The sequence below is a fragment of the Prosthecobacter sp. genome, assembly GCF_044222565.1.
GTDB lineage: Bacteria > Verrucomicrobiota > Verrucomicrobiia > Verrucomicrobiales > Verrucomicrobiaceae > Prosthecobacter.
Window position 1 is genome coordinate 210,837 of sequence record NZ_JBGANA010000005.1, and the last position, 23,147, is coordinate 233,983.

19 protein-coding genes are annotated in these 23,147 nt (G+C 60.5%); 13 read left to right on the plus strand and 6 right to left on the minus strand.

Annotated features, from left to right (window positions below; genetic code table 11):
- The 10 genes from ACILSR_RS09505 to ACILSR_RS09550 all read left to right on the plus strand — a co-directional run bounded on the left by ACILSR_RS09505 (nt 1) and on the right by ACILSR_RS09550 (nt 13,136).
- Nucleotides 1–1,482 (plus strand): arylsulfatase, encoded by a 1,482-nt coding sequence (locus ACILSR_RS09505; protein WP_395749522.1) that lies wholly within the window; start codon nt 1–3, stop codon nt 1,480–1,482.
- A gap of 463 nt (nt 1,483–1,945) precedes the next feature.
- The gene (locus tag ACILSR_RS09510; RefSeq protein WP_395749523.1) at nt 1,946–3,496 is read left to right on the plus strand and encodes a sulfatase; all 1,551 of its coding nucleotides are present in this window, start codon (nt 1,946–1,948) and stop codon (nt 3,494–3,496) included.
- On the plus strand, nt 3,493–5,139 hold the full coding sequence (locus tag ACILSR_RS09515; RefSeq protein WP_395749524.1) for a sulfatase-like hydrolase/transferase: 1,647 nt from the start codon (nt 3,493–3,495) through the stop codon (nt 5,137–5,139). The genes ACILSR_RS09510 and ACILSR_RS09515 overlap by 4 nt, the downstream gene beginning before the upstream one ends.
- A gap of 6 nt (nt 5,140–5,145) precedes the next feature.
- On the plus strand, nt 5,146–7,143 hold the full coding sequence (locus ACILSR_RS09520; protein ID WP_395749525.1) for an arylsulfatase: 1,998 nt from the start codon (nt 5,146–5,148) through the stop codon (nt 7,141–7,143).
- Nucleotides 7,144–7,193: 50 nt separating this feature from the next.
- Entirely contained in the window at nt 7,194–7,898 is a 705-nt protein-coding gene (locus ACILSR_RS09525) for a family 16 glycoside hydrolase (protein ID WP_395749526.1), read from the plus strand.
- Between the two features lie 16 nt (nt 7,899–7,914).
- Complete coding sequence (locus tag ACILSR_RS09530) at nt 7,915–8,871, plus strand: peptidyl-alpha-hydroxyglycine alpha-amidating lyase family protein (RefSeq protein ID WP_395749527.1); 957 nt, start codon at nt 7,915–7,917, stop codon at nt 8,869–8,871.
- A 25-nt stretch (nt 8,872–8,896) separates the two neighbouring features.
- Complete coding sequence (locus ACILSR_RS09535; protein ID WP_395749528.1) at nt 8,897–10,267, plus strand: sulfatase; 1,371 nt, start codon at nt 8,897–8,899, stop codon at nt 10,265–10,267.
- A gap of 13 nt (nt 10,268–10,280) precedes the next feature.
- On the plus strand, nt 10,281–10,730 hold the full coding sequence (locus ACILSR_RS09540; RefSeq protein ID WP_395749529.1) for a hypothetical protein: 450 nt from the start codon (nt 10,281–10,283) through the stop codon (nt 10,728–10,730).
- An 80-nt stretch (nt 10,731–10,810) separates the two neighbouring features.
- On the plus strand, nt 10,811–11,983 hold the full coding sequence (locus tag ACILSR_RS09545; RefSeq protein WP_395749530.1) for a sialidase family protein: 1,173 nt from the start codon (nt 10,811–10,813) through the stop codon (nt 11,981–11,983).
- A 37-nt stretch (nt 11,984–12,020) separates the two neighbouring features.
- Nucleotides 12,021–13,136, plus strand: a complete 1,116-nt coding sequence (locus tag ACILSR_RS09550; RefSeq protein ID WP_395749531.1) for a sialate O-acetylesterase — start codon at nt 12,021–12,023, stop codon at nt 13,134–13,136.
- A 1-nt stretch (nt 13,137) separates the two neighbouring features.
- On the opposite strand, the gene ACILSR_RS09555 is transcribed toward ACILSR_RS09550, so the two are convergent.
- Nucleotides 13,138–14,349 (minus strand): M14-type cytosolic carboxypeptidase, encoded by a 1,212-nt coding sequence (locus ACILSR_RS09555; RefSeq protein WP_395749532.1) that lies wholly within the window; start codon nt 14,347–14,349, stop codon nt 13,138–13,140.
- Nucleotides 14,350–14,376: 27 nt separating this feature from the next.
- Between ACILSR_RS09555 and ACILSR_RS09560 the strand changes: the two genes are divergently transcribed.
- Nucleotides 14,377–15,783: a PQQ-binding-like beta-propeller repeat protein gene (locus ACILSR_RS09560; RefSeq protein WP_395749533.1), complete on the plus strand. Its 1,407-nt coding sequence runs from the start codon at nt 14,377–14,379 to the stop codon at nt 15,781–15,783.
- Here ACILSR_RS09560 and ACILSR_RS09565 read toward each other — a convergent pair.
- Genes ACILSR_RS09565 through ACILSR_RS09585 form a run of 5 tightly spaced genes read right to left on the minus strand, consistent with a single transcriptional unit; the run spans nt 15,777 to nt 20,824 of the window.
- A complete protein-coding gene (locus ACILSR_RS09565; protein ID WP_395749534.1) occupies nt 15,777–17,060 on the minus strand; it encodes an MFS transporter in 1,284 nt (427 codons plus the stop codon). The genes ACILSR_RS09560 and ACILSR_RS09565 overlap by 7 nt on opposite strands.
- Nucleotides 17,061–17,080: 20 nt before the next feature.
- Nucleotides 17,081–17,656, minus strand: coding sequence for a DUF1444 family protein (locus ACILSR_RS09570; RefSeq protein WP_395749535.1), 576 nt, complete (start codon nt 17,654–17,656; stop codon nt 17,081–17,083).
- A gap of 17 nt (nt 17,657–17,673) precedes the next feature.
- Complete coding sequence (locus tag ACILSR_RS09575) at nt 17,674–18,852, minus strand: enolase C-terminal domain-like protein (RefSeq protein WP_395749536.1); 1,179 nt, start codon at nt 18,850–18,852, stop codon at nt 17,674–17,676.
- Nucleotides 18,849–19,394 carry a macro domain-containing protein gene (locus tag ACILSR_RS09580; RefSeq protein ID WP_395749537.1) on the minus strand — a complete coding sequence of 182 codons (546 nt, stop codon included), beginning with the start codon at nt 19,392–19,394 and terminating at the stop codon, nt 18,849–18,851. Before ACILSR_RS09580 ends, ACILSR_RS09575 begins: the two co-directional genes overlap by 4 nt.
- Nucleotides 19,391–20,824 carry a hypothetical protein gene (locus tag ACILSR_RS09585; RefSeq protein ID WP_395749538.1) on the minus strand — a complete coding sequence of 478 codons (1,434 nt, stop codon included), beginning with the start codon at nt 20,822–20,824 and terminating at the stop codon, nt 19,391–19,393. Before ACILSR_RS09585 ends, ACILSR_RS09580 begins: the two co-directional genes overlap by 4 nt.
- Before the next feature lie 150 nt (nt 20,825–20,974).
- Between ACILSR_RS09585 and ACILSR_RS09590 the strand changes: the two genes are divergently transcribed.
- Nucleotides 20,975–22,534, plus strand: coding sequence for a hypothetical protein (locus tag ACILSR_RS09590; protein ID WP_395749539.1), 1,560 nt, complete (start codon nt 20,975–20,977; stop codon nt 22,532–22,534).
- Between the two features lie 78 nt (nt 22,535–22,612).
- Nucleotides 22,613–23,131, plus strand: coding sequence for an exonuclease (locus ACILSR_RS09595; protein ID WP_395749540.1), 519 nt, complete (start codon nt 22,613–22,615; stop codon nt 23,129–23,131).
- Nucleotides 23,132–23,147: the final 16 nt, after the last annotated feature.

Below are 23,147 nucleotides of genomic sequence, written 5' to 3' on the forward strand. Positions count from 1 at the left end.
ATGCGCTCGCTTCTGCTAATCCTCTCGTCATTCTGCCTCGGCCTTGAATCATTTGCTGCCGAGCCGCGACCCAACATCATCTTCCTGATGTGCGATGATCTGGGCTATGGGGACGTGCATTGCCTCAATCCCGCGCATGGGAAGATCGCGACGCCGGGTATCGACCGGCTGGCGGCGCAGGGCATGACATTTACGGACGCGCACTCGGGCTCCTCCGTCTGCACGCCCACCCGCTACGGCGTGATGACCGGGCGCTACAGCTGGCGCACCAAGCTGCAAAACGGCGTGGTGGAAGGCTTCGCGCCGAGCCTGATCGCGAAGGAACGTCCCACGGTCGCCAGCTTCCTCAAGAGCGCGGGCTACCACACGGCCATCATCGGCAAATGGCATCTTAATTTCGAATATCTCGATCCCCAGACCGGCAAACCTTACCGTGCCAAAGAATTCAACACGCCGCCGATCGGAGCCAAGATCCCTGACGGTCCGGTAACGCGCGGATTCGACTTCTACCACGGCTTTCACCACGCACGAGACATGGAGGCGGTCATCGAGAACAACACCGTCATCGAACACGATGAAGTGGTGCACATGCTGCCACGTCTGCGCCGCAAGGCCGTGGAGTTCATCGACTCGCGCAAAGGCAAGCAAGAGCCCTTCTTTCTCTATCTGCCGCTCGGCTCGCCGCATACGCCCATCGTTCCTTCTACCGAATGGCAGGGCAGAAGCGGCCTGGGAGACTATGGCGACTACGTGATGCAGACAGACGATGTCGCCGTCGCGGTGTCTGAAGCTTTGGAGCGCAATGGCATGACGTCCAACACGCTCGTCATCTTCACCAGCGACAACGGCTGCTCGAAGGCGGCCGGCATCGACAAACTCGCCAAGCAGGGCCACCAGGTTAGCGCAAACATGCGCGGGTCCAAGGCGGACATCTGGGACGGCGGGCACCGCATTCCCTTCATCGTGCGCTGGCCGGATCAGATCGCCGCAGGCTCCACCTCCAGCCAGCTTATTTGCCTCGTCGATTTCTTTGCCACTGCTGCGGAGATTGTTGGGCGTCCCGTGCCTGCGGGCAGCTGTGAAGACAGCGTCAGCTTCCTCCCCGCGCTGAAGGGGCAGCCCATTGTCTCCACGCGGCACGGAGTCATTCATCACTCCATCAGCGGGCACTTCGCGTATCGTCAGGGGCCGTGGAAGCTCGCTCTGGCCAGAGGATCCGGCGGCTGGTCCTCGCCCAATGAAAACCAAATGCCTGCCGGTTCACCCAAGGGGCAGCTCTACGACATGCAGAACGACATCGGCGAGACCACGAACCTCTTCGAATCAAAACCCGAAATCGTGAACCAGCTCCTCGACCTTATGAAAGCTGACATCGAACGTGGCCGCAGCACCGCGGGTCCGGACTCTGCCAATGACGTGGCAGACATCGTGCTGTGGAAAAGTGAAACCGGGAAGAAGGGTAAAAAGAGGGCGGAGAAGTAATGCCAGGCCTGAACGCCACTCGGTTGAGGCGGGGCTTCGCTCTCTGGGCGTACTGTGGCGCCGCCAGGATATTCTGTACTGGGAGCGCCGGCATCCTGCCGGCTCCGGGCTTGCGTCCACACAGCATCGAAAAGGAATGAGACGACCCGCTTTGCAATCCGCCTCAAAATCGCACAAGCCCCAACGGGGCGCCGGATTCAGCCCAGGGCGCCGCGAGGAACGAGCAAGCCCTGGGTCCACCCAGGCAAAAATCTGGGAAAGCAAACCCATCGTTTTCTATACACACCGCGCTCTCCAGCAGCGTCTCATCGTCCTGCCGCCGCAGTCAAAGCGCATCGCTGTCCATGCCCGTTGTACACCACCATCGGCAAAAAGTTTTTAACTCTCCGCCAATCTACAAACCAAGGCGGATCTCCTGGTGGTGTTTACCGAATGAAACTTCAAGTTTCATCGTTCTCACGGCATGCTTCGCCATTTCGTCCTAGCCGTCTCTCTCCTCTCATTCTCCGCCGCACCGCATTCCTTTGCCGCCGAGCCCCCGCCGAACATCCTCTTTGCCATCGCCGATGACTGGGGGCCGCACGCGAGTGCCTACGGCACTCCTTGGGTCAAGACTCCGAGCTTTGACCGCGTCGCGAAAGAGGGCCTGCTTTTCAGTCAGGCCTACACACCGAATGCGAAGTGCGCTCCTTCACGCGCGTGCATTCTCACCGGGCGCAATTCCTGGCAGCTCAAAGAAGCCGCCAACCACATCTGCTACTTCCCGCCGGAGTTCAAAGGCTGGGGCGAGGCGCTCGCGGAGAAAGGGTGGAACGTGGGCTACACCACCAAAGGCTGGGGACCCGGCGTGGCGAACGATGCGAATGGAAAGCCCCGCCAGATGACCGGCACACCTTACAACAAACGCCGCGCCGAAGCGCCCACGCCTGAGATCCTGAACTGCGACTACGCGGCAAATTTTAGCGACTTCCTCAATGCCTCACCTGCCGGCAAGCCCTGGTGCTTTTGGTATGGCGCGGTGGAGCCGCATCGCGGCTATGAATTCGGCAGTGGTGTGGCGAAGGGCGGCAAGAAGCTCACGGATGTCGACCATGTGCCTGCTTACTGGCCCGACAACGACGTCATCCGCAATGACATGCTGGATTACGCCTTTGAGGTGGAGCACTTCGACCGCCACCTCGGCCGCATGATCGCCGATCTCGAAAAACGCGGCCTGCTGGAAAATACTCTCATCATCGTCACCGCAGACCACGGTATGCCCTTCCCGCGCAGCAAGGGGAATGCTAACGTGCAGGCCAATCACGTGCCCCTGGCCATGATGTGGAAGAAGGGCATCCTGCAGCCCGGTCGCACGCTGGCAGACTTCGTCAGTTTCATCGATCTCGCGCCCACGCTCATTGAGGTCGCTGGCATGAAATGGTCGGACACCGGCATGGCGGAGTCACCGGGCCGAAGCCTCACCGATTTGTTTGCCGCGAAGCCCGCGCATGTGCGGGATCACGTCCTCATTGGCAAGGAGCGCACCGACGTCGGCCGCCCGCACGACTGGGGCTACCCCATCCGCGCCATTGTGACGAAGGACAGCGTCTTCATCGAAAACTTCGAGCCCACGCGCTGGCCCGCCGGCAATCCCGAGACCGGCTACATGGACTGCGATGCCGGCGCCACCAAGACCTTCATCCTCGAAGCGCACCGCAAGAACCCAGCAGATCCCTTCTGGCAGCTCTGCTTCGGACTGCGCCCCGGGAACGAGTTCTACGATCTCAAAGCGGATCCTGATTTTGTAAAGAACCTGCCCGCCGATCCACGCGCCACCGCTTTGAAAAATCAGCTCCACGCCGAGCTCACGCAGCAGGGCGACCCGCGCATGGAGGGCAAAGGGGCCATCTTCGACGAGTACAAACACGCCAGCCCTGGCAACGTGGGCTTCTACGAGAAGTTCATGAGCGGCAAACCCATGAAGGCCAACTGGATCAACAAAAGCGACATCGAACCCACACCCGTGCTGCCATGAGATTTCATCACCTTCTTTTGCTGGTTTTATCCTTCTTCATTTCACATTCGTCGTTCGCGGCTCCGCCAAACATCCTCTTCATCCTCTCAGACGACCATAGCTATCCGTTCATCCATTGTTACGGACGCGAGGAGATGAAGACGCCAAACCTCGACCGCTTTGCAGCGGAAGGCATCATGTGCCGTCGCATGTTTACAGGGGCACCACAGTGCGTGCCCTCGCGTGCCACCATCATGACGGGGCGCTCCCCTGTGGCCTGTCGCATGACGCGTTTCTCCTCGCCGCTGCCGCGCGATGAGATCACCTTTCCCGAGCTTTTGAAGAAGGACGCGGGTTACTTCGTGGGCTGCTGCGGCCGCACGTATCATCTGGATGGCTCGGGCCGTGGACCGGAAGCCTCGGCGCAGGTGTTTGAAGAGCACCACCTGACCACTTTTAAAGACCGCTTTGATTATGTGGATGCCAGCGGTCAGGAGAACGTGCCGGCGAAGGTGAATGAGTTCTTCGATCAGAAGCCGAAAGACAAACCTTACTTCCTCTGGGTGGGCTTCAGCGATCCGCACCACGCCTGGAACACGGGCAAGAATCCACCCGATCCGGCCAAGCTCAAGGTGCCCGGTTTCCTGCCAGACTTGCCCGGAGTGCGCAGCGACCTCTCCGCGTATGAAGGCGAGATCGAGCATTGCGATGGCGACTTCCAGCATGTGCTCGATCTTGTGAAGGAGCGCGCCGGTTTGGACAACACGCTCATCATCTTTATGGGAGACAACGGCATGGCCTTCCCCAGCGGCAAAGGCTCGCTGCATGATCCGGGGTTGAACGTGCCCCTCCTCGCGTGGTGGCCCGGCGTGATCAAACCTGGCGGAGACTCCAGCGCGCTGATCTCCGGAGAAGACATCGGACCGACCTGCCTCGAAGCCGCGGGTCTTCCTGTACCGGAGCGCATGAGCGGCATGAGTTTCCTGCCGCTGCTCAAGGGCGTGAAGTTTGAGAAGGAGCGCCAGCACATCTTTGCCGAGCGCGGCCCGCACGGCAGCGCCACCTTCAATGAAAGCACCACCGCCAGCGGCGTGGATTACAGCCGGTGTGTGCGCAGCGCACGCTACAAGCTCATCTACAACGTCACGCCAAACATCCGCTACACCCCCGTGGACAGCGGCAGCGACCCCAGCTGGAAAGACATCACCAAGGCGCATGAAGAGAAAACGCTGGCCACCGAATTTGAAGACCTCTGGTTCACCAGTCCGCGGCCTGTGTACGAGCTCTACGATCTCAAAGAAGACCCGAGCGAGCTGCACAATCTCTACGGCCAGAAAGGTCTGGAAGAAGCCACGCTAGAGCTGAAGTCCGCGCTGCAGAAAAAGATGATCCTCGACTACGACTACCTGCCGCTGCCCATCGCCGGAGATGCGAAAGGAAAGGCCAAAGGCAAGGCGGCAACAAAAAGTGATCCCAACCGAGCCGAGCAGTTCAAGCGACTCGACACCGACCACGACGGCAAGCTCACCCAAGAAGAATTCAGCGCCAAGCGCAACCCGGCAGATGCCGCCGCATGGTTCAAAGCCCGCGACGTGGATGGGAACGGCACCATCGATCAAGCCGAGTACACCGCTGGCACCGTGCCCAATCCTCCCAAAAAATAGCACCTCATGAAACAGCTCCTCATCTCTGTGGTCCTCTGTGCGCTCTGTGGAGTGCTGCGGGGCGCGGACAAACCCAACATCCTGCTGGTTCTGGTGGATGACATGGGCTTCTCCGATCTCGGCTGCTACGGCAGTGAGATCGAAACGCCCAACATGGACAGACTCGCAGCCAATGGCGTCCGCTTCTCGCAGTTTTACAACACAGCCAAATGTCATTCATCGCGCGTCAGCCTTCTCAGCGGCCGCTGGTGTCGTCAGGCAGGCGATGAAACTTTGAAGCGCGCCGTCATCATTCCCGAAGTGCTGGCACCCGCGGGTTACTTTACTGCCATGACAGGCAAGTGGCACCTTTCCAAAGAGCCCACCGACTTCGGCTTTCAGCGCTATTTTGGTCACCTCTCCGGCGCCACAAACTACTATCGTGGAGACAACTCCTTCCGCCTGAATGGCGAGAAATGGAAAGCGCCCGAAAGCGGCTTTTACACCACCATTGCCAACGTGGACCGTGCCATCGAGTTCATCAGCGAAGCACGCACGGCAAAGAAGCCTTGGTTCCAATACGTCGCCTTCAATGCCCCGCACGGCCCCTTGCAGCCCTTGGAGCAGGATTATAAAAAATACCTCGGCCGCTACGACTCCGGCTGGGACACCATCCGTGCTGCACGCGTGGCCAAACAAAAGAAAATCGGCCTCCTGCCCAGCAGCCTGCAAGAATGCCCACGCCCCGAGCATGTGCGCGCCTGGGATCAACTCACACCCGAGCAGCAGTCTTGGGAATCGCGCCGCATGGCCGCCTACGCAGGCTTGATCGATCGCATCGATCAAGAAATGGGGCGCCTGATTTCCAACATCGAGAAAGCCGGAGAACTCGACAACACGCTCATCCTCTTTTTCTCCGACAACGGCGCCTGCCCCTATGACCGCGCCCATCCCACTCCCGAAATAGAACCCTACGATCCGCAGTCGCACTGGAGCGACAGCACCGGCTGGGCCTGGGCGCGCAATTCGCCCTTCCGCTACTATAAGCAGAACCAGTTTGAAGGCGGCATCTCCTCGCCCGCCGTCATGCACTGGCCTGCGGGTATGAAGCAGAAGCCGGGCACCGTCATCGACACCCCCGCACATTTGGTGGATGTGCTGCCCACCCTTGCGGAGATCACCGGCGCGAAGGTGCCGGAGACATTTCCAGATCGCGAGCCGACGCCGCTTGCGGGCATCTCTCTCGCCCCCATTTTTGCCAAATCCGACACACAACCTCGACCGCCCATCCACCTGCTTTTTTCCAGCGACCGCGGCTTGCGCGATGGCGAGTGGAAGCTGGTCAGCTTTCAAAGCCACCCGTGGGAGTTGTATCACATTGCAACCGATCGCAGCGAGCTGCACGACGTGGCAGCGCAGCATCCCGACATCGTCGAGCGCATGGTGAAGCAATGGCACGACATGGCCGCCAATGTCCTGCACGTGCCCGCCAAAGAAAACAAACCCGTGGATGCCGAACCCACGCCCCAAACAAATCCGCAGTGGACGCACTTCGATGCCACGCCCGGCAATGGCAAAGGCAAGGACAGGAAGAACAAACGCAAGACCGTGCCGGAGGAGCAAGTCAAAGCGCCTCCTCCGCGCGCCCGCAAAGGGACCAAGCTCACCGTGACTGAGACCCAGCTCATCCTGCAATGCAGCGGCAAGGACCCAGGCCTCGCCTTTGAAAACCTGCGCCTCTCCTCGCCTGGCCCTTATACACTCAGCTTCCGCATCCAAAGCCGCTCCTCCGGCCCCGCCGAACTTTACTGGACCACCGACGCTGAAACCACTCTCCCGAACGGCAAGCACCTCGACTTCGAAGTGAAGCACGACGGCGAATGGCATGAGATGAGTACGCGTATCGATGAGACTAAAACTCTGCATGCGCTTCGTCTTGATCCTTGCAGTGGTGAAGGAGAGGTGAAACTCGAGGGTCTTGTGCTCATGGGCGCGGACGGAAAGGTGCTGGCGCAGTGGCCGTGATTCATTCGCCTCGTTTGACAGAGCCATCACCCAGATTCGTTTCAATAGCCATGTCCCGAATCTCCACCGCCATTCTCTTCCTCGCCCTCACCTCCTCTCTCCGTGCCGATTTCGTCACGCCACTGTTCTCCGACGACTTCTCCCGCGACGAAGCCACAGCGGGCAAGGAGGACATCGGCAATGGATGGACGAGCAACAGCGCCTGGCGTGCGAAGGGGCATCAGCAGGTGGATCTTGTAGATGGGTACATGCACGTGACGAAGCACGCGGAGGCGGACCATGGCGTGGCCATCTTTCATGCGGCGGAGTTTCAAGACGGCATTGTCATGCTGAAGTTCCGTCTCGGTGAAGGAGACGACCTCGGCGTCGATTTCGTGGATCGTGAGCTCAAGACCGTGCACGCCGGCCATCTCTGCATCGCGCGTGTCACCAACAAGGCCGTGACCATCACCGACTCCAAAACCGGCGGCATGGACAATGAAATCCGCGCCCGTCGCGAGAAGGGAGACAAATCGCCGGAGCTGGCCGCGCTGCTCAAGGCGAAGACGAAGTCCTTCAAGCTCGACCTCAAGCCTAACGAGTGGCACACGATGAACATCAAGATCGTGGGCGATCAGATGACCGTGCGTATCGACGAGCTGGAACCCGTCTCCTTCAGCAGCGCAGGCATTGCGCATCCCACGAAGCGTATGATCACCCTCGCCGTGAACAAATCGGCGGATGTGGATGATGTGACGGTTTCGAAGTTGAAGTGAGCGTGGTCCTTCCGCCATGCGCTGTCTCTTCTTATTCGGCCTTCTTGCCACCGCTTCCCTCGCCCAGCCGCAGCACGAGGTTGTTCCTGGCTGGCCGCAGCTGCCGGAAGGGCATGTGCTTGGCCTTTGCGCTGGAGCGGGAGTCGATGCGCAAAATCGTGTGTTCGTTTTTCATCGCAGCGGGAGGGTGTGGTCCAAGCCCTTTCCCAAGGAAGCCATCGCCGCGCCGACGGTGAGTGTGTTTGAGGGGGCCACGGGCCGCCTTCTCAGCACCTGGGGCTCCAATCGTTTCATCATGCCGCATGGGCTTACGGTGGATCACGCGGGCAATCTCTGGCTCACTGATGTCGGCCTGCATCAGGTCTTCAAGTGTACGCCAACTGGCGAAGTGCTGCTCACGCTGGGAGAGGCTGGCGTGCCCGGGAACGATGCCGCGCATTTCAATCTGCCCACGGATGTGGCCGTGCTGCCGGACGGCTCCTTCTATGTGAGCGACGGCTATCAAAACACGCGTGTGCTGAAATTCGCCCACGACGGAAGCTTTGAGTTCGAATGGGGCACGAAAGGTAATGGGCCGGGCGAGTTCAATCTGCCACACGGCATTGCGGTGGATACGAAGGGCCACGTCATCGTTTGCGACCGCGAAAACGAGCGGCTGCAGGTCTTCGATGCGAAGGGCGTTTTCCAACAAGAGTGGAAAGGACCGCAGATCGGCAAGCCCTATGGCATCGCTACCGCCCCCGACGGCCATCTCTTCGTGATCGATGGCGGATCGCCGTCGCTGAAGCGCGAGCTGCGCGGCAAGGCTGTTGAACTCGACTCCATTGGCCAGGTGCTCGACACCTTTGGTGGCTACGGCAAAGAAGCGGGCCAGTTCCAGCTCGGGCATGATATTGCTGTTGGCCCGGACGGTGCCGTGTATGTGGCTGAGGGAACCGGAGCGCGGGTGCAGAAGTTTGTGCGCAAGAAGTGAGGTGTCCGGCAGTTTCCACGCATCCATGCGTGTCCTGCTTTTTATCCTGGCCCTCAGTTCGCCGCTCCTGGCCGCGAAACCCAATGTCCTGCTCATCATGGCGGACGATCTCCGTGACTTTGGTGGTGCCTTCACCCGGGATGTGGTTAAGACGCCGAACCTCGACCGCCTGCGTGCGCACGGCACGACCTTTGAACATGCGTACGTGCAGTACACCGTCTGCAATCCAAGCCGCAGTTCGATGATGACCGGCTTGCGGGCCGAGCAGACGGGCATCGTGGGAAATGACACCCGCCTGCGCGAACGCATGCCGGATGTCATTACGATGCCGCAGCTTTGCAAAAAGGCGGGCTGGCAGTCGCATGCGTTTGGGAAACTGTTTCATCTCGGCGGCGGCAGAGACGCGGCACTGAGGCAGCAGTGGATGGATGCAGGGCGCTCCTGGCACACGGCGCAGGCTTTTGAAGTGACGAAGCCCGGCCAGAAAATGCTCGAAGGCCGCAACGTGACGGGTGGCGCACTGAAGTGGTGCCAATGGGGTGCCGCCGATGGCACGGATGACGACCAGCCGGATGGCCAGATCGCCGCCGCCACTGTGTCGATGATTGACAAGCTCGGCGACCAGCCCTGGTTCATCGGCTGCGGTTTCATGAAGCCGCATGATCCCTTCATCGCGCCGAAGAAGTATTTCGACCTGTATCCGCTGGAGTCGCTGAAGATCTGGAAGGACCCTGCCGACATGGATGCCGTGCGCAAAGAGTCGGTGGGCCTCGGCGATCTCGGCAAGGCCTTCGCGAAATTCACCGACCAGGAATGGCGCGAGCTTCTGCGTGCCTACTGCGCCTGCACGACCTTCATGGATGCACAGCTCGGACGCGTGCTGGACGTGCTGGATCAAAAGAAGCTCTGGGACAAAACGCTTGTCATCTTTGTGGGCGATCACGGTTACCACACCGGCGAGCGGCAGTGGTGGAACAAGAACACGCTGTTTGAGCGGGCCTGCCATGCGCCGTTCATCATCGCTGCCCCCGGCATGAAGGGCGGTCAGGTTAGCGAGTCACTCGTCGAGTTTGTGGATCTCTATCCGACAGTCACCGACTTCTGCGGTCTGAAAATGCCGCATGAGGGTGCAGGGCTCAGCTTGCTTCCGATTCTGAAGAATCCGACTGCCAGTGTGAAGGACGCCGCTTTCACGCTCGTCTCCCGCAGCCCGAGTCTGCATGGCCAGAGCGTGCGGACCGCGCGCTGGCGTTTCACTCTCTGGAGCGATGGTCAAACAGAACTCTACGATCACGACTCCGATGCTGAGGAACTGCACAATGTCGCCGCTCAGCATGCCGACGTCGTCAGTGAACTGAGCGGCAGGATTGGCAAATTGCCTGCGTTCAAGCCGTGATCCATGTCTCCGTATGAAACCGCTCCTCATCACCCTCCTGTACGTTTTCAATGCTCACACGCTGCGCGCAGCAGTGCCGGGAGCGGAATCACTGGCCAAGCTCATCGCGCATGAATTTGACACGAACTCGGATGATAAACTCGACCAAGGCGAATGGCAGAACGGCATCTCGGGAAGCTTTGACAAGCTGGACACAAATCGTGATGGCTCAATCAAGACCGATGAGGTGGATGCCCTGAGCAATGACATCGCTGCGGAGGCAGGAGACATCGGTGGAGTGATCATTGTGGCGCTGATCAAGCAGGTGCTCCTCACGCTGGATACCGACAAGGACAAGGCCGTGAGTCGCAAGGAATACGACACACTGACAGATGGGATCTTCACCAAGCTTGATACCGACAAGAACAGCAGCCTCACACTTGCCGAGCTGTCCGAGCTGCCGGAGAAAATCTTGGCGAAATGAGGTCTCCGCAGGCTGGTCCGGTGTTCGGACCAAGGGTTTGCTGCGAAACCCAATGGAGCGGCGGCGTACTTTCCCGCACCATGACCAATCGCCGCTGCTTCCTTGCCACCACCACCTCGGCACTCGCATTTCCATTCTTCGCTCGCGCTGCCACGCCAACGGCAAAGATTCTCGAAACGAAGGTGATCTCCCAGCAGCCGGAATATTACCATGGCTGGCCCACCGTGGTGCGTCGGCAGAGCGGCGAGCTTTGGGTTTCGTGGTCGGGCGGACGTGAGTCGCATGTGTGTCCGTTTGGGCAGGTGCATGCGATGACTTCAAATGACAACGGCGCCACCTGGACCTGGCCGCGCGTGCTGCTGGACACCGCCACGGATGATCGTGACTCCGGCGTGCTGGAGACAGCGAAGGGCACGCTCATCGTCTCCACCTTCACCTCGCTGGCCTACGAGGACTCGTTTAAAAAAGCGGCCGCCATGGCGGAGCACACGGACAAAGGCTGGATCACCAAAGCCATGCCGCCGGAGCGCTACGCCAAATGGAAGGCCGCCCATGAGCGCCTGAACGATGCGGACCGCAAAGCCGAGCTGGGCGAATGGATCATCCGCTCCACCGATGGCGGCAAGTCCTGGTCCACACGCATCCCCACGATCGTGAACAGCCCGCATGGCCCCATCCAGCTCAAAGACGGCCGCCTGCTCTATCTGGGAAAGCAGCTCTGGACCGAGGACCGGAAGATCGGAGCCGCCGAGTCCAAAGACGATGGCGCCACGTGGCAGTGGCTGGCGGACATCCCCACCCGCAAAGGAGACACCGCCTCCAATGCCTACCACGAACTGCATGCGGTGGAGGCCGCTGACGGCGCGATCATCGCGCAGATTCGCAATCACAATGCCGCGAACAAAGGCGAGACTCTGCAGACTGAATCCACGGATGGCGGCAAGACTTGGAGCGAGCCGCACAGCATTGGCGTGTGGGGTCTTCCCTCCCATCTGCTGCGTCTGCGCGATGGCCGCCTGCTCATGACCTACGGCCACCGCCGCAAGCCCTACGGCAATCAGGCACGCATCAGCAGCGACAACGGGAAGACGTGGGGCGAGGCAATGATCATTTCTGGCGACGGCATCGGCGGAGATCTCGGCTACCCAAGCACCGTGGAGCTGGCCGATGGCACGCTGCTTACTGTCTGGTATGAGACGATGAAGGAGCCGAAGCTCGCCGTGCTGCGGCAGGCGACGTGGCGCGTCGAGTGAGGAGTGACGCGCCTTTTTTACCAAGCCTGATCCTCCCATGAAGTCTTCTCTGCTCCTGCCCGTCTTTCTTGCACCGCTGTGCCTGCTGCACGCCCAGACTACGCCGCCTGCACAGCTCAAACTCACCGCGCCTCTTGAGCACCAGGTGATTCAACGCAGCGACAAAGAAAGGGGAAGCATCCCCATCACCGGCAGTGCGGCAGCCTCGGTCATCGAAGCGCGCATTGGCTCAAGCGGCGGTTGGAAGCGGCTCGATGCGAAGTTCGAAGACGGCCATTTCACCGCAAAGTTGGAGGTACCTGCGGGTGGCTGGTTCCGGCTTGAAGTGCGCGCCTTGGAGGCCGGCACGGTGACCGCTGCAGCAGCCGTCGAACATCTCGGCATCGGTGAAGTGTTTGTCGTGGCCGGTCAGTCAAACTCGGCAAATCACGGGGCCGAAAAGCAGCACAACGAAGGCTCTTTCGCCTCCTTCGATGGCCGGAGCTGGCATGTGACGGATGATCCCCAGCCTGGTGCCAGCGGAAATGGCGGAAGTTTCATGCCGCCGCTGGGCAATGCCTTGGCCGCGAAGTTGGGCGTGCCGGTGGGCTTCATCCCCTGCGGCATCGGTGCGACCAGTGTGCGCGAGTGGCTGCCCAAAGGCGCGACATTTCCAAATCCACCAACGATCGAGTCGCGGGTGCAAAAGCTTCCGAATGGAGAATGGGAGAGCAAGGGGCAGGCCTACGAAACGCTGGTGCAGCGCATGAAGTCCGCCGGGCCCAACGGCTTCCGTGCGGTGCTCTGGCATCAGGGCGAGAGTGACGCGAATCAGAAGGACCCCTCACGCACGCTGCCAGGAAAGCTGTATCGCGAATATCTGGAGAAAATCATCCGCGCCTCACGCCGCGAGATCGGCTGGGAGGCGCCGTGGTTCGTCGCGCAGGTCAGCTATCATGTGCCGGGAGACGAAGCGTCTCCTGACATCCGTGCGGCGCAGGCATCGATGTGGAAAGACGGAGTCGCCCTTGAAGGTCCGGACAGTGATGCGCTCAAGGGCGATCTCCGTGAGCGCAATGGCCAGGGCGTGCACTTCAGCGGCGCTGGGCTGCGCGAGCATGGCGCGCGCTGGGCCGCTCAGATCATCCCGTGGCTGGAGAAGAAGCTGAAATGATTTACTCCCGCCGTGGGTTTTCTTTGATGTAGGCCGCCAACGTACGCCCAAGTCCTGCGCCGATTTTGCCATAGCCGTCCACGGACATCAGCGGACTGTTCCAGCCTGTTTCCAGCGTCACTGAGATCGTGGCATCGCCCGTGTGGGCGCGCACCCAGCCGCTGCTCATGCGCGCACGTTCTTCATCCGTTTTCACGTAGGTGGCGAAGCGGTACTTGGGCTCCACCTTCAGCGGCTCGACGATGCTCGCGGCGGCGATCTCGATCCAGCGCTGGTAGTTGCGCTGCTGCACGCCGGCCATCCGCTCGAAGGCAAAGGGGCCAAAGAAAAAGATGGGATCGCTCGCGCCGGGATTGTGCAGGTCGATGAACACATCCAGCCCATGCTTCGTGTGAATGTCCCGGATCATGCGCTGTGCCGCGGCCACTTCAGGGTAGATCGGTTCATCGGCCCAGTCGCGATTGTGATCACGCGGCACGGCTTCTTTTCCGCCGGCGCCGATGGCGGCGTTGTCCACATCCATGATGGGGATAAAGTAGAGGCAGGTGTTTGCGCGCAGGGCCTTGGCTTCATCGCTGGCATACCATTGGATGAACCCGCGACCTACCTGGCTGCCGCCCGCCTCCCACGCGTGCTGCCGTGAGCCGACCCAGACCTGATGCGGGGCGTTTTCAGCGCCGATGCGAATGCCCTGCACGGGGCGGCCGCCGTGCGTGCGGGCGAGTTCAAAGCGCTTTGCCTCCGGCAACTTTGCGGCGATACCGGCCAGCAGCTTTTCCGCATCCGCCGGCACAAACGGCGGCCCCCACGCCAGGGACATTTGCGCGCCTTCCGCCTTGAGTGAGTAGCGCATCACCTTCTCCGCACTCAGCGTGCCCGGAGATGAAGGCCGCCATGTCTCGCCATCGAGGCTCAGCCACGCACACTTGGGCTGGCACCAGGCAGCAGCGAGCACGGTCCCTTCGCGATAGGGTTTGCTCTGCGCCTGCACTTCAAGAGTGAAAGTCTCGCCCACGGTGAGTCCTTCCAGTTTGAATGACCACCAGCAGGGCCAGCCCCGGCCTTCGCGAAGCGCGGGCATGATGCGCAGCGTCCGGGTGGACTGGTCCAGCGTCACCACCTCGGCATTTCCGCCTTCGAAATCTGTGCGCACCTGCAGCTCGGCGTGGAGAGTGATGGCAAAAAGAGGAAGCAGGAACAAGCGTTGCATCATCCTCACTCAACGTCACGTTCTGGCTGCATGAAGCATTTGCCCCTCGCTTTTTTCATTCTCATCACACCCTGCCTCGCGGACTCCAACTGGCCGCAGTTTCGTGGCGAGGGCGGACTCGGCCTCGGCACAGGCAAACCGCCGGTGGAATTCAATGCGCAGAAGAACGTAAAGTGGCAGGTGGAGGTGCCGTTTGGTCATTCATCGCCGTGCCTCTGGCAGGACAAGATCGCACTCACCGGTCTCGATGGCGGCAAGCTGGTCACGTTTTGCCTGAGCCGGACTGATGGGCACGAGCTGTGGCGCGCGGCGGCACCGGTGGAGAAGGTGGAAGGGGCGCACCGGATCGGCAGCCCGGCCACGCCGACCTGCTGCACGGATGGTGAGCGCTTGATCGCCTACTTCGGCTCCTACGGCGTGCTGGCTTATGACTGGAATGGCAAGGTGCTGTGGCAGAAGCCGCTGCCGCCGCCGATCGTGGAGTTTGGCACCAGCGCCTCGCCCATCATTGCGGATGGCAAGGTGATCATCGTCGCCGATCAAGACGTCGGCAGCTACATGACCGCGTTGGATGTGAAAACTGGCGAGCAGGTGTGGCGTGTGGACCGCAGTGAATTCCGCCGCAGCTTTTCCACGCCCTTCGTCTGGCGGCATGATGGCATCGAGGAACTCATCGTCAGCGGCTCGCTCCAGACACGCAGCTACGATCTCAAGGATGGCAAACTGCGCTGGTCTGCCAGTGGCATGGCACGAGTGTCCAATACCAGCCCCATTGCCGTGGGGGATGTGCTGATCGTGTGCGGCTGGAATGCCGGCGGAGATCCAGACGACCGCGTGGAGATGGAGCCGCATGACGCCTTCCTCGCAGCGCATGACGCTGACAAAAACGGTCTTCTTAGCGAGGCGGAATTTCCCGAGGGACCCCTGCGCGACCGCTTCACCATCATCGATGCGGACAAGAACGGCACGGTCAACAAGGCGGAGTATGACGCCATGCGCGCCATCTTTGCGAATGCGGCGAACCAGCTCTTTGCCATCAAGGCCGGCGGCAGCGGCGACATCACGGAGACGCATGTGATCTGGCGGCAGACGAAGCACCTGCCCTATGTGTTTTCACCTGTCATAGCCAATGGGCGCCTTTTCACCGTGAAAGGTGGCGGCCTTGCCTCCTCCTACGACGCCAAAAGCGGCAGCCCGATTTTCCAAGCCGAGCGCCTGGATGCCTCCGGCGAGTACTACGCCTCCGCCGTCACTGCCGACGGGCGCGTGTATGTCACTTCACAGCGCGGTGTGATCTCTGTCATGGATGCGGCAAGCGACACATTGAAAGTGCTGGCGAAAAACGATCTCAAAGCGCCTGTGTTTGCTTCACCTGCCATTGTCGATGGCGTGATCTATGTGCGCACGAACAAGCACCTGTGTGCTTTCGCTCAGTGAGCAGCCTTGGCGGGCGTGCGGTCAAACATGTTGGGTTTCGTTTTCATCAGCAGCCAGAACAGCGCGGCCCCGGCATAGAGCGTCGTGAAGCAGATCAGCACCGCATCCCAGCCGCCAGCGTTGGCAAGAAGCCAGGGCACCACGACTGGAAACGCGGCCGCGCCGAGATTGCCGCACATGTTCATCACGCCGCTGATTGTCGCCACATGGGAGCCGCCCACATGCATCATCACCGTGCTCACGCAGGGATTTCCCACCGCCGCACAGAACATGCCCAGGCTGATGTTCAGCACCGCCGTGAGTGCATGACTGACAAACCAAGCCGAGAAGACCAGGCAGGCGCACACAAACAACGCGATCGCGGCGATCCCCTGCCTCGCCAGGCGCTGGCTGCCCGTCTTGCGCAGCACCGCATCTGAAACTGCGCCGCCGAGAAGCGATCCCGTCAAATCGCCGATGAGGGGCAGCGCGGTGAGCCATCCGGAGGTGATCAGCTCCACGCCACGCGCCTCCTGCAGATACGTGGTGAACCAGCTGCCAAAGAAAATGTAGCCAGCAGATCGACACGCCTGCTGCACGCAGATGCACCACATCGCCGGACTCGTGATGAGCAGACGCCACGGCACCGCAGGCGGCTTTGCATTCACCTTGGCGGTTTTATTCGAATTCGCCGTGATCAACTGACGCTCCGGTTCATTCACCGCAGCATGTTCGGCCGGATCGTTGCGATACCATCGTGCAAACCACACGGCCCACACGATGCCCGGCAGCGCATACCACAGGAACATCGGCCGCCAGCCGCAGACGATGATCAGCCACGCCGTCAGCGGCGCGCCCACAATGCTGCCTGCCGACATGAACCCGCCAAACGCACCCGAGGCGAGCCCCTGCCCCGCGCGTGGAAACCAGCGCGCCATAACTGCAATCGCCACCGGCACCAGGCCCGCCTGCGCCACGCCCATCAGAGCACGAGAAACCACCATCGAAGCAAAGCCGCCCATGCCGAACAACGCTGTGGCCAGCGACCAGAGCACCGCAAACAACGGCAGCGCACGTCGCGCACCCAGACGCAGCGAAAGCGCCGCCGCAGGGATCTGACACAGCGCATATGACCAGAAAAAGGCACTGTTCAACCAGCCGGACTGCTGCTTCGTCAGCCCCAGGTCCGCACGAATGGTACTCTCCGCCGTTCCCACCGCATTGCGCGTCAGATAGGCCAGCGCCGCGGCCATGCAGAGGCCTGCGAGAACGATGAAGCGTGTGCGGGTGGGTTTCATGGCGTGGCTGCAGATCTCATTTATTCAGCATGCCCGGTGTACAGCTCCCATTTATCATAGGCACGAACAAAAAATTGCCGGGACAGAGGTTTCTCTGCCATTTCGAGCATTCGGGATGTCTCCTTTCGCATCTCAGAAAGTCCTGACACATCATCTTCGCCAGTGAAGAAGATCAGATTACGTGCAGGTATCACCGACACGACACGTCCGGAAACCATGGACGCCACAAAATCCCACACATGAGGCAGCAAAAGAACCGTCGCCTCAAAATCCCCGCCTGCGGTAAGCATGTGAAACAGCCCGTTTTGATGCGCACGAATTTCCAGATTCAACGAATCGAGGTTGTGGATCGCAAGCTGATGCAACTCGTCTAAAGACATTCCAAGATTCTTCAATTCTGAGTTGGAGATGATCTCAAAATGCGAGTCCATGTCATAGGCATACCAGACCATCACGTCGGCACCGAGCGGTGTTTCTACCGGGCAATCATCATATGATAAGGTTATGTCGGCAGAGCCTGACTTCGGCAGAGCCACGTACATCCGAGGCAAAATGAATTCCGGCTTTTGTCTCTCGGATAACGTCTGAAATGTCATAGTCTCGAAATCAAAGTTCACCAATCCGTCACACCCCCATCTGGGCTGAATTCGCGCAGCACGATCTCCTGCTGAAACGGGTGCTTCTTCACCTCCGCTTCGTTGATCGTGATGCCGAGTCCGGGCTTGGTGTTGGGGCGGACGATGCGGCCTTGTTTTTCGATGGTGAATCCTTCCTCCACGACGTCCTGTCGCCAGGGCACGTCGTTGTGCACGGTCTCGCAGATGATGTAGCTGGGCTGCGAAAAGCCGAACTCCAACGATGCGGCGGTGCTCACAGGCCCCTGCGGATTGTGCGGTGCCAGGGAGATGCGGTGCGCCTCCGCCAGTGCGGCGACTCGTTTGGCCGCGCTGAGTCCGCCGCAGTGCGTGATGTCGAGCTGGCAGATCTCCACCGCGCGTTTTTCAAACATGTCCTTGAAGGCTTCCAGGTTTGTCACGCGCTCGCCGCTGGCCACGGGTGTGGTGAGTGCGGCATTGATGCGGGCCAGTCCGTCCACACATTCGGGCCAGCAGGGTTCTTCGAAGAAGTAGAGGCCGAAATCATCGAGGGCTTTGCCAAACTTCAGGCCCATCGCGGGCGAGGGCCGCGCATGGCAGTCCACCATGATGTCGATGTCCGGCCCCACGGCCTCCCGCATGGCAGCCACGGCGGCTGCTGCGGCGCGCACGGGCTTCTGGCCTTCAATGGGCATCGTGCTGGGCACCGCCATGCTTTTGAAGGCAGTGTAGCCGTCCGCCACGGCGGCCTGCGCCAGCTCTGCAAAACGTTTGGCATTGTCGGCAGGCGTTTGATAAAAGTCCTCCATCTTGCCGCCACCGAGGTGGCAGTAGGTGCGCACAAAATCACGCACCGGCCCGCCAAAGACCTTGGAGAGCGGCATGTTCGCCACCTTGCCGACGATGTCCCACAACGCGAGATCGATGCCGGCGATGGCCGTGGCCCGCACAATGCCGTGCCCGTGCCAAAAGTGCTGCCGGTACATCACCTGCCACAGGTACTCCACCCGCGTGGGGTCTTCACCAATGAGGAGATGCGACATGTCCTCGATCGCGCCGACAATGCTGCGCGTGTGCCACTCCAGCGTCGCCTCTCCCCAGCCAATGAGGCCGGGCTGGTCCGTGACGACTTTGACGAAGATCCAGTTTCGCATCCGCGCGTGGCAGACGAGTGTTTCGATGGCGGTGATTTTCATGGGTGAATAGTGTTTGTTGAGTCTTGGATTCGAGTTTGAAGCCAGCTCTCATAGGCAGATGCCATGCTGGCGGCGGCATCGGTCGGATCAACACCTCCGACCAAGGTTGCCAGTCCCGGGCAAAAGACATCGCCATCAAGACAAGGTTCGCGATCAATCAATCGCAACGCTGCACGTAATGCCCTGCCAGCGTGTGAGGCTGGGACTGTTTCAGGCATTTCCATCGTCGGAGCCACGATCAGGTATGGGATCCTCTCATGACCCGTGCTCACCGCCAGCGCGGCACCCACAGGAAGCATGCCCTCGGGTCTGCGTTGAATCGCTGTTTGCACCGTGGACTGAATGGATGGCCCAAAAAATTGATAATAGGCCGCATCCATTCCTCCATCCATGTATCCGAAGCTGTTGGCAGGCGAGATGACACAATGCGAAGCTACAGCGAGGATGTCGCCACAAAGAATTTCAACCTCGTCGTGACTGGCAAACGCAGCGGCAAGGGCATCGACGACTGATTGATTGATGTCCACGAAATGGAGTCTCATGCCAGGTCTAGCAGGCGTTTGGAAATAGATTCGATGAGCTGCTCCAGGCTGCCCGCTGCAACGACAGCGATGCTTTCCTGATAGATGCCGCTGTCGTAAAGCTCACGCGGTGGCAGGTAGGAGGCGCCCCAGTCAGCGGCGATGGTGGCCACAATGATGACCTTGTCGGGAAAACGGCGGCGCAGTTCGGTTTGCAGCACGCTGTAGCTCTCTCCCTGCACGCCCACCCACACCGAATCGCCCATGTGCCAGAGCACGACCTGCAGCGGATAGCAGTCCCCCGGCGGCATTTGGTGAAGCTTGTGCAGCAGGCGCGTTTTGCGCTCGCTCATCGCACGGCACTCGGCTGCCTGGGTGTCATCGCCCGCAGCGCGCGCCACGGCTTCGGCGGCTTGGAAGTGATCCAGCTCCGCCTGCACCTGCGCCACGGTAGGCTGGCCGGGGCGGTAACGCAGCGGTTCATGCCAGCGCTGCAGTTTCCAATCTGCCTTGGCTTCCACATTCATCTTCTCGTGTTTCCACGCGCCCAATGTTGCACCGGAGACGACAGCTCCTTGATAAACAAAGGTCGTGCCTGCCGCAGGCAGCGCGGTGAGGGCGGAGAGCGCCGCGTAACCCAGCTCGCGACCATTGCGATCCGCGACGGCGGTGTCGCCGACGAAGCCTTCGCGCGGACCCAGTTCACCGCTGGCACCTTGCAGAAAAAGGCAGGGCGCAGCGGTCTCGCGCTCCACCACCTCGCGCATCGCGCCGATGTAGTCGGGACTGATCAACGTGTTCTCCCATGCCAGCGTGGTGGGATGGCAGGCGTAGTTTACGATGCTGGCCAGTGTCTTCCCGTCATCCGCCGTCACACGCGCCACGATCACGCTGTCATCCGCAGGAGCACCGGGATTGTGACCGCAGATGTACTGCGTGCCGTCCCAAAAATCGCGCTGCGTGGCCAGGCTGCACCGGCCACGGCCATAGACGATGCCCGCTGGTGCCAGCGAGGCGAGGCATTGCTTCACCAGCCGCCCTGCACGCTCCCCCAGTGAGTGCAGGTAGGGCGGTATCAAATCGCCGCCCGGCAACGTGGCACGGTCCAGGCCCATCAGCCCCGCGCCGTGAGTGTGCGAAAAGACGACCAGCACCTCCTCCTGAGCCACACCACCGATCTCCGCCGCCTGTGCCACGAGCTGCGCGTGCTCCGTGGCTCCCATCACGCAATGATCCAGCGCCAGGAGGATCTGCCGCTGCTTTCCCTGCATGTCCGCAAACATCGCCACCGTGGCGCGCAGCGGCCGGTGTATTCCGGTGGCGCGTTCGTGCTTTGCCGCGCCCCACATGCGGTGGTAGATGTTTGCCGGTGGGGTGATGTCACACCAAGAGAGCGCAAAGCGGCTCCGGCTTTGCGGCGTGGGATCTTCGGTGCGGGAGAGTTCAGGCATCACACATCAAAGGCACGGCGGGCCTCCAACTTTCATCGTGTCATGAATCAGCATCCGCAATGCAAGGAAGCGAAAAGCCTGGACACTGGTGCGGTTTTCAGACCACGAAGTTGCCGCGAAAGCGCCCGGGACCGGCACGTAATTTAGAACATGATGACCTGTCGCCGCCGCCTTCCTGTCACCGCCCTCGCTTTCGGTCTCACCGCATTTTCATCACTCTTTGCCGCCGACAGCGCCATCGGAATCGGCTCGCGCCGTGAATTGTTTGTGGATGATTTCCTCATCGGCCAGCTCACCGGCAAAGCGGAGCAGCGCCTGCACCAGCCCCAGATCCAGGAGATTGTGGTGACGCACGATGCTCCTTGGGAGGGCAGCGGCAGCGGCTACCACAGCGTCTTCAAAGACGGGGACAAATACCGCATGTACTACAAGAGCTGGCAGCTCACCGTCACAGCCCCGGGCAAGGTGAACACCGGTGAGCACCCGCTCTTCACCTGCTACGCGGAGAGCGACGACGGCATCCACTGGCGCAAGCCGGAGCTGGGCCTGCATGAGTTCAAAGGCTCAAAGGCCAACAATATCGTCATCCCCCACGGCATGATGGGAAAGGTGAATCCGGACGGCGGGCATCCCGCAGTGTTTAAAGATGAGAATCCCGCCGCGCCTGGGGATGCGAAGTACAAAGCCATTGTGCGCTCGAATTCACCGAAGGGACTGCTCGCGCTGAAATCGCCCGACGGCTTGCGCTGGTCACCGATGGCGGATGCGCCTGTCATCACGGATGGCGCGTTTGATTCGCAGAACCTCGCGTTTTGGGATGCACACAGCGGCCAGTATCGCGCCTACTGGCGCTACTTCACCGGGGGCACCACGGATGAAAAGAACTGGAAGCCTTCCGGTGATCGCGCCATTCGCACCGCGACTTCGAAGGATTTTCTCCATTGGGAAAACCAGCAGGACCTCAGCTACGTCGATTCACCCAGCGAGCAGCTTTACACCAACCAGGTGAAGCCCTACCACCGCGCACCGCATCTGCTCGTCGGCTTTCCCACGCGCTACACCGAGCGCGGCTGGTCAGACAGCATGCGCGCGCTGCCAGAGCGCGAGCACCGCGAATGGCGCTCCAAGGCCAGCGACCGCTATGGCATGGCCATTACCGAAGGTTTGTTCATGAGCAGCCGCGACGGTGTGAAATTCAAACGCTGGAACGACGCCTTCCTGCCGCCCGGCATCGAACGCCCCGGCACCTGGAACTACGGCCATCAGTACATCGCGTGGCATCCGGTTGAGACGAAGTCCGCACTGGAGGGCGCGCCGAATGAGCTCAGCTTCTACGCCACCGAAAGCTACTGGACGGACAAGAGCAGCGCGCTGCGCCGCTACACGCTGCGCCTCGATGGCTTTGTTTCCATCCACGCGCCCATGAGCGGCGGGGAGCTGATCACGAAGCCGCTCACGTTTGCAGGAAAGGCTCTCACGTTGAATTTTGCTTCCTCGGCTGCCGGCGGTATTCAGGTGGAGATCCAGGATGCGGATGGCAAGCCGCTGCCAGGTTTCACGCTGGAAGATTCACAGCCCGTGTTTGGCGATGCCATCGCCCGTACCGTGACGTGGAAAGGCGGCACCGACGTGAGCGCTCTGGCGGGCAAGGTCGTGCGCCTGCGCTTCATGCTGAAGGATGCAGATTTGTATGCGCTGAAGTTTGAGTAAAGCAGCCCTGTGGAGTTTTTGAAACCGCGTGCATTTCCCGGCGAGCTGTGGCATGAGTGGCGGCGTTACTAATATTTTATGAGCTACATAATGGTTGATGTGGAGTCGGACGGTCCGATTCCGGGAGATTTCTCGATGATTTGTTTTGGTGCGGTGGTGGTGGAGCCGGGGCTGAGCCGCACGTTTTACGGGCAGCTGCGTCCCATTTCGGAGCGCTTCATTCCGCAGGCGCTGGCCGTCAGCGGCTTCACGCGGGAGCAGACCCTGCAGTTTCCCGAGCCCGCTGGAGTGATGCTCAGCTTTGCCGAATGGCTGCGCAGCATCTCCAAGGACCGCCTTATCTTCGTCGCCGACAACAACGGTTTCGACTGGCAGTTCATCAATTGGTACTTCCACCACTTCACCGGAGCGAATCCCTTCGGCTTCTCGTCCATGAATCTGGGCAGCTTGTACAAAGGGATGGTGAAGGACACGTTTCAGACGTTCAAACACCTGCGCAGTACGAAGCATACGCATCATCCGGTGGATGATGCGAAGGGGAACGCGGAGGCGCTGCTGACGATGAAGGATGAGATGGGGCTGAAGATCAGACTTTGATCATTCGCGGTAAAAG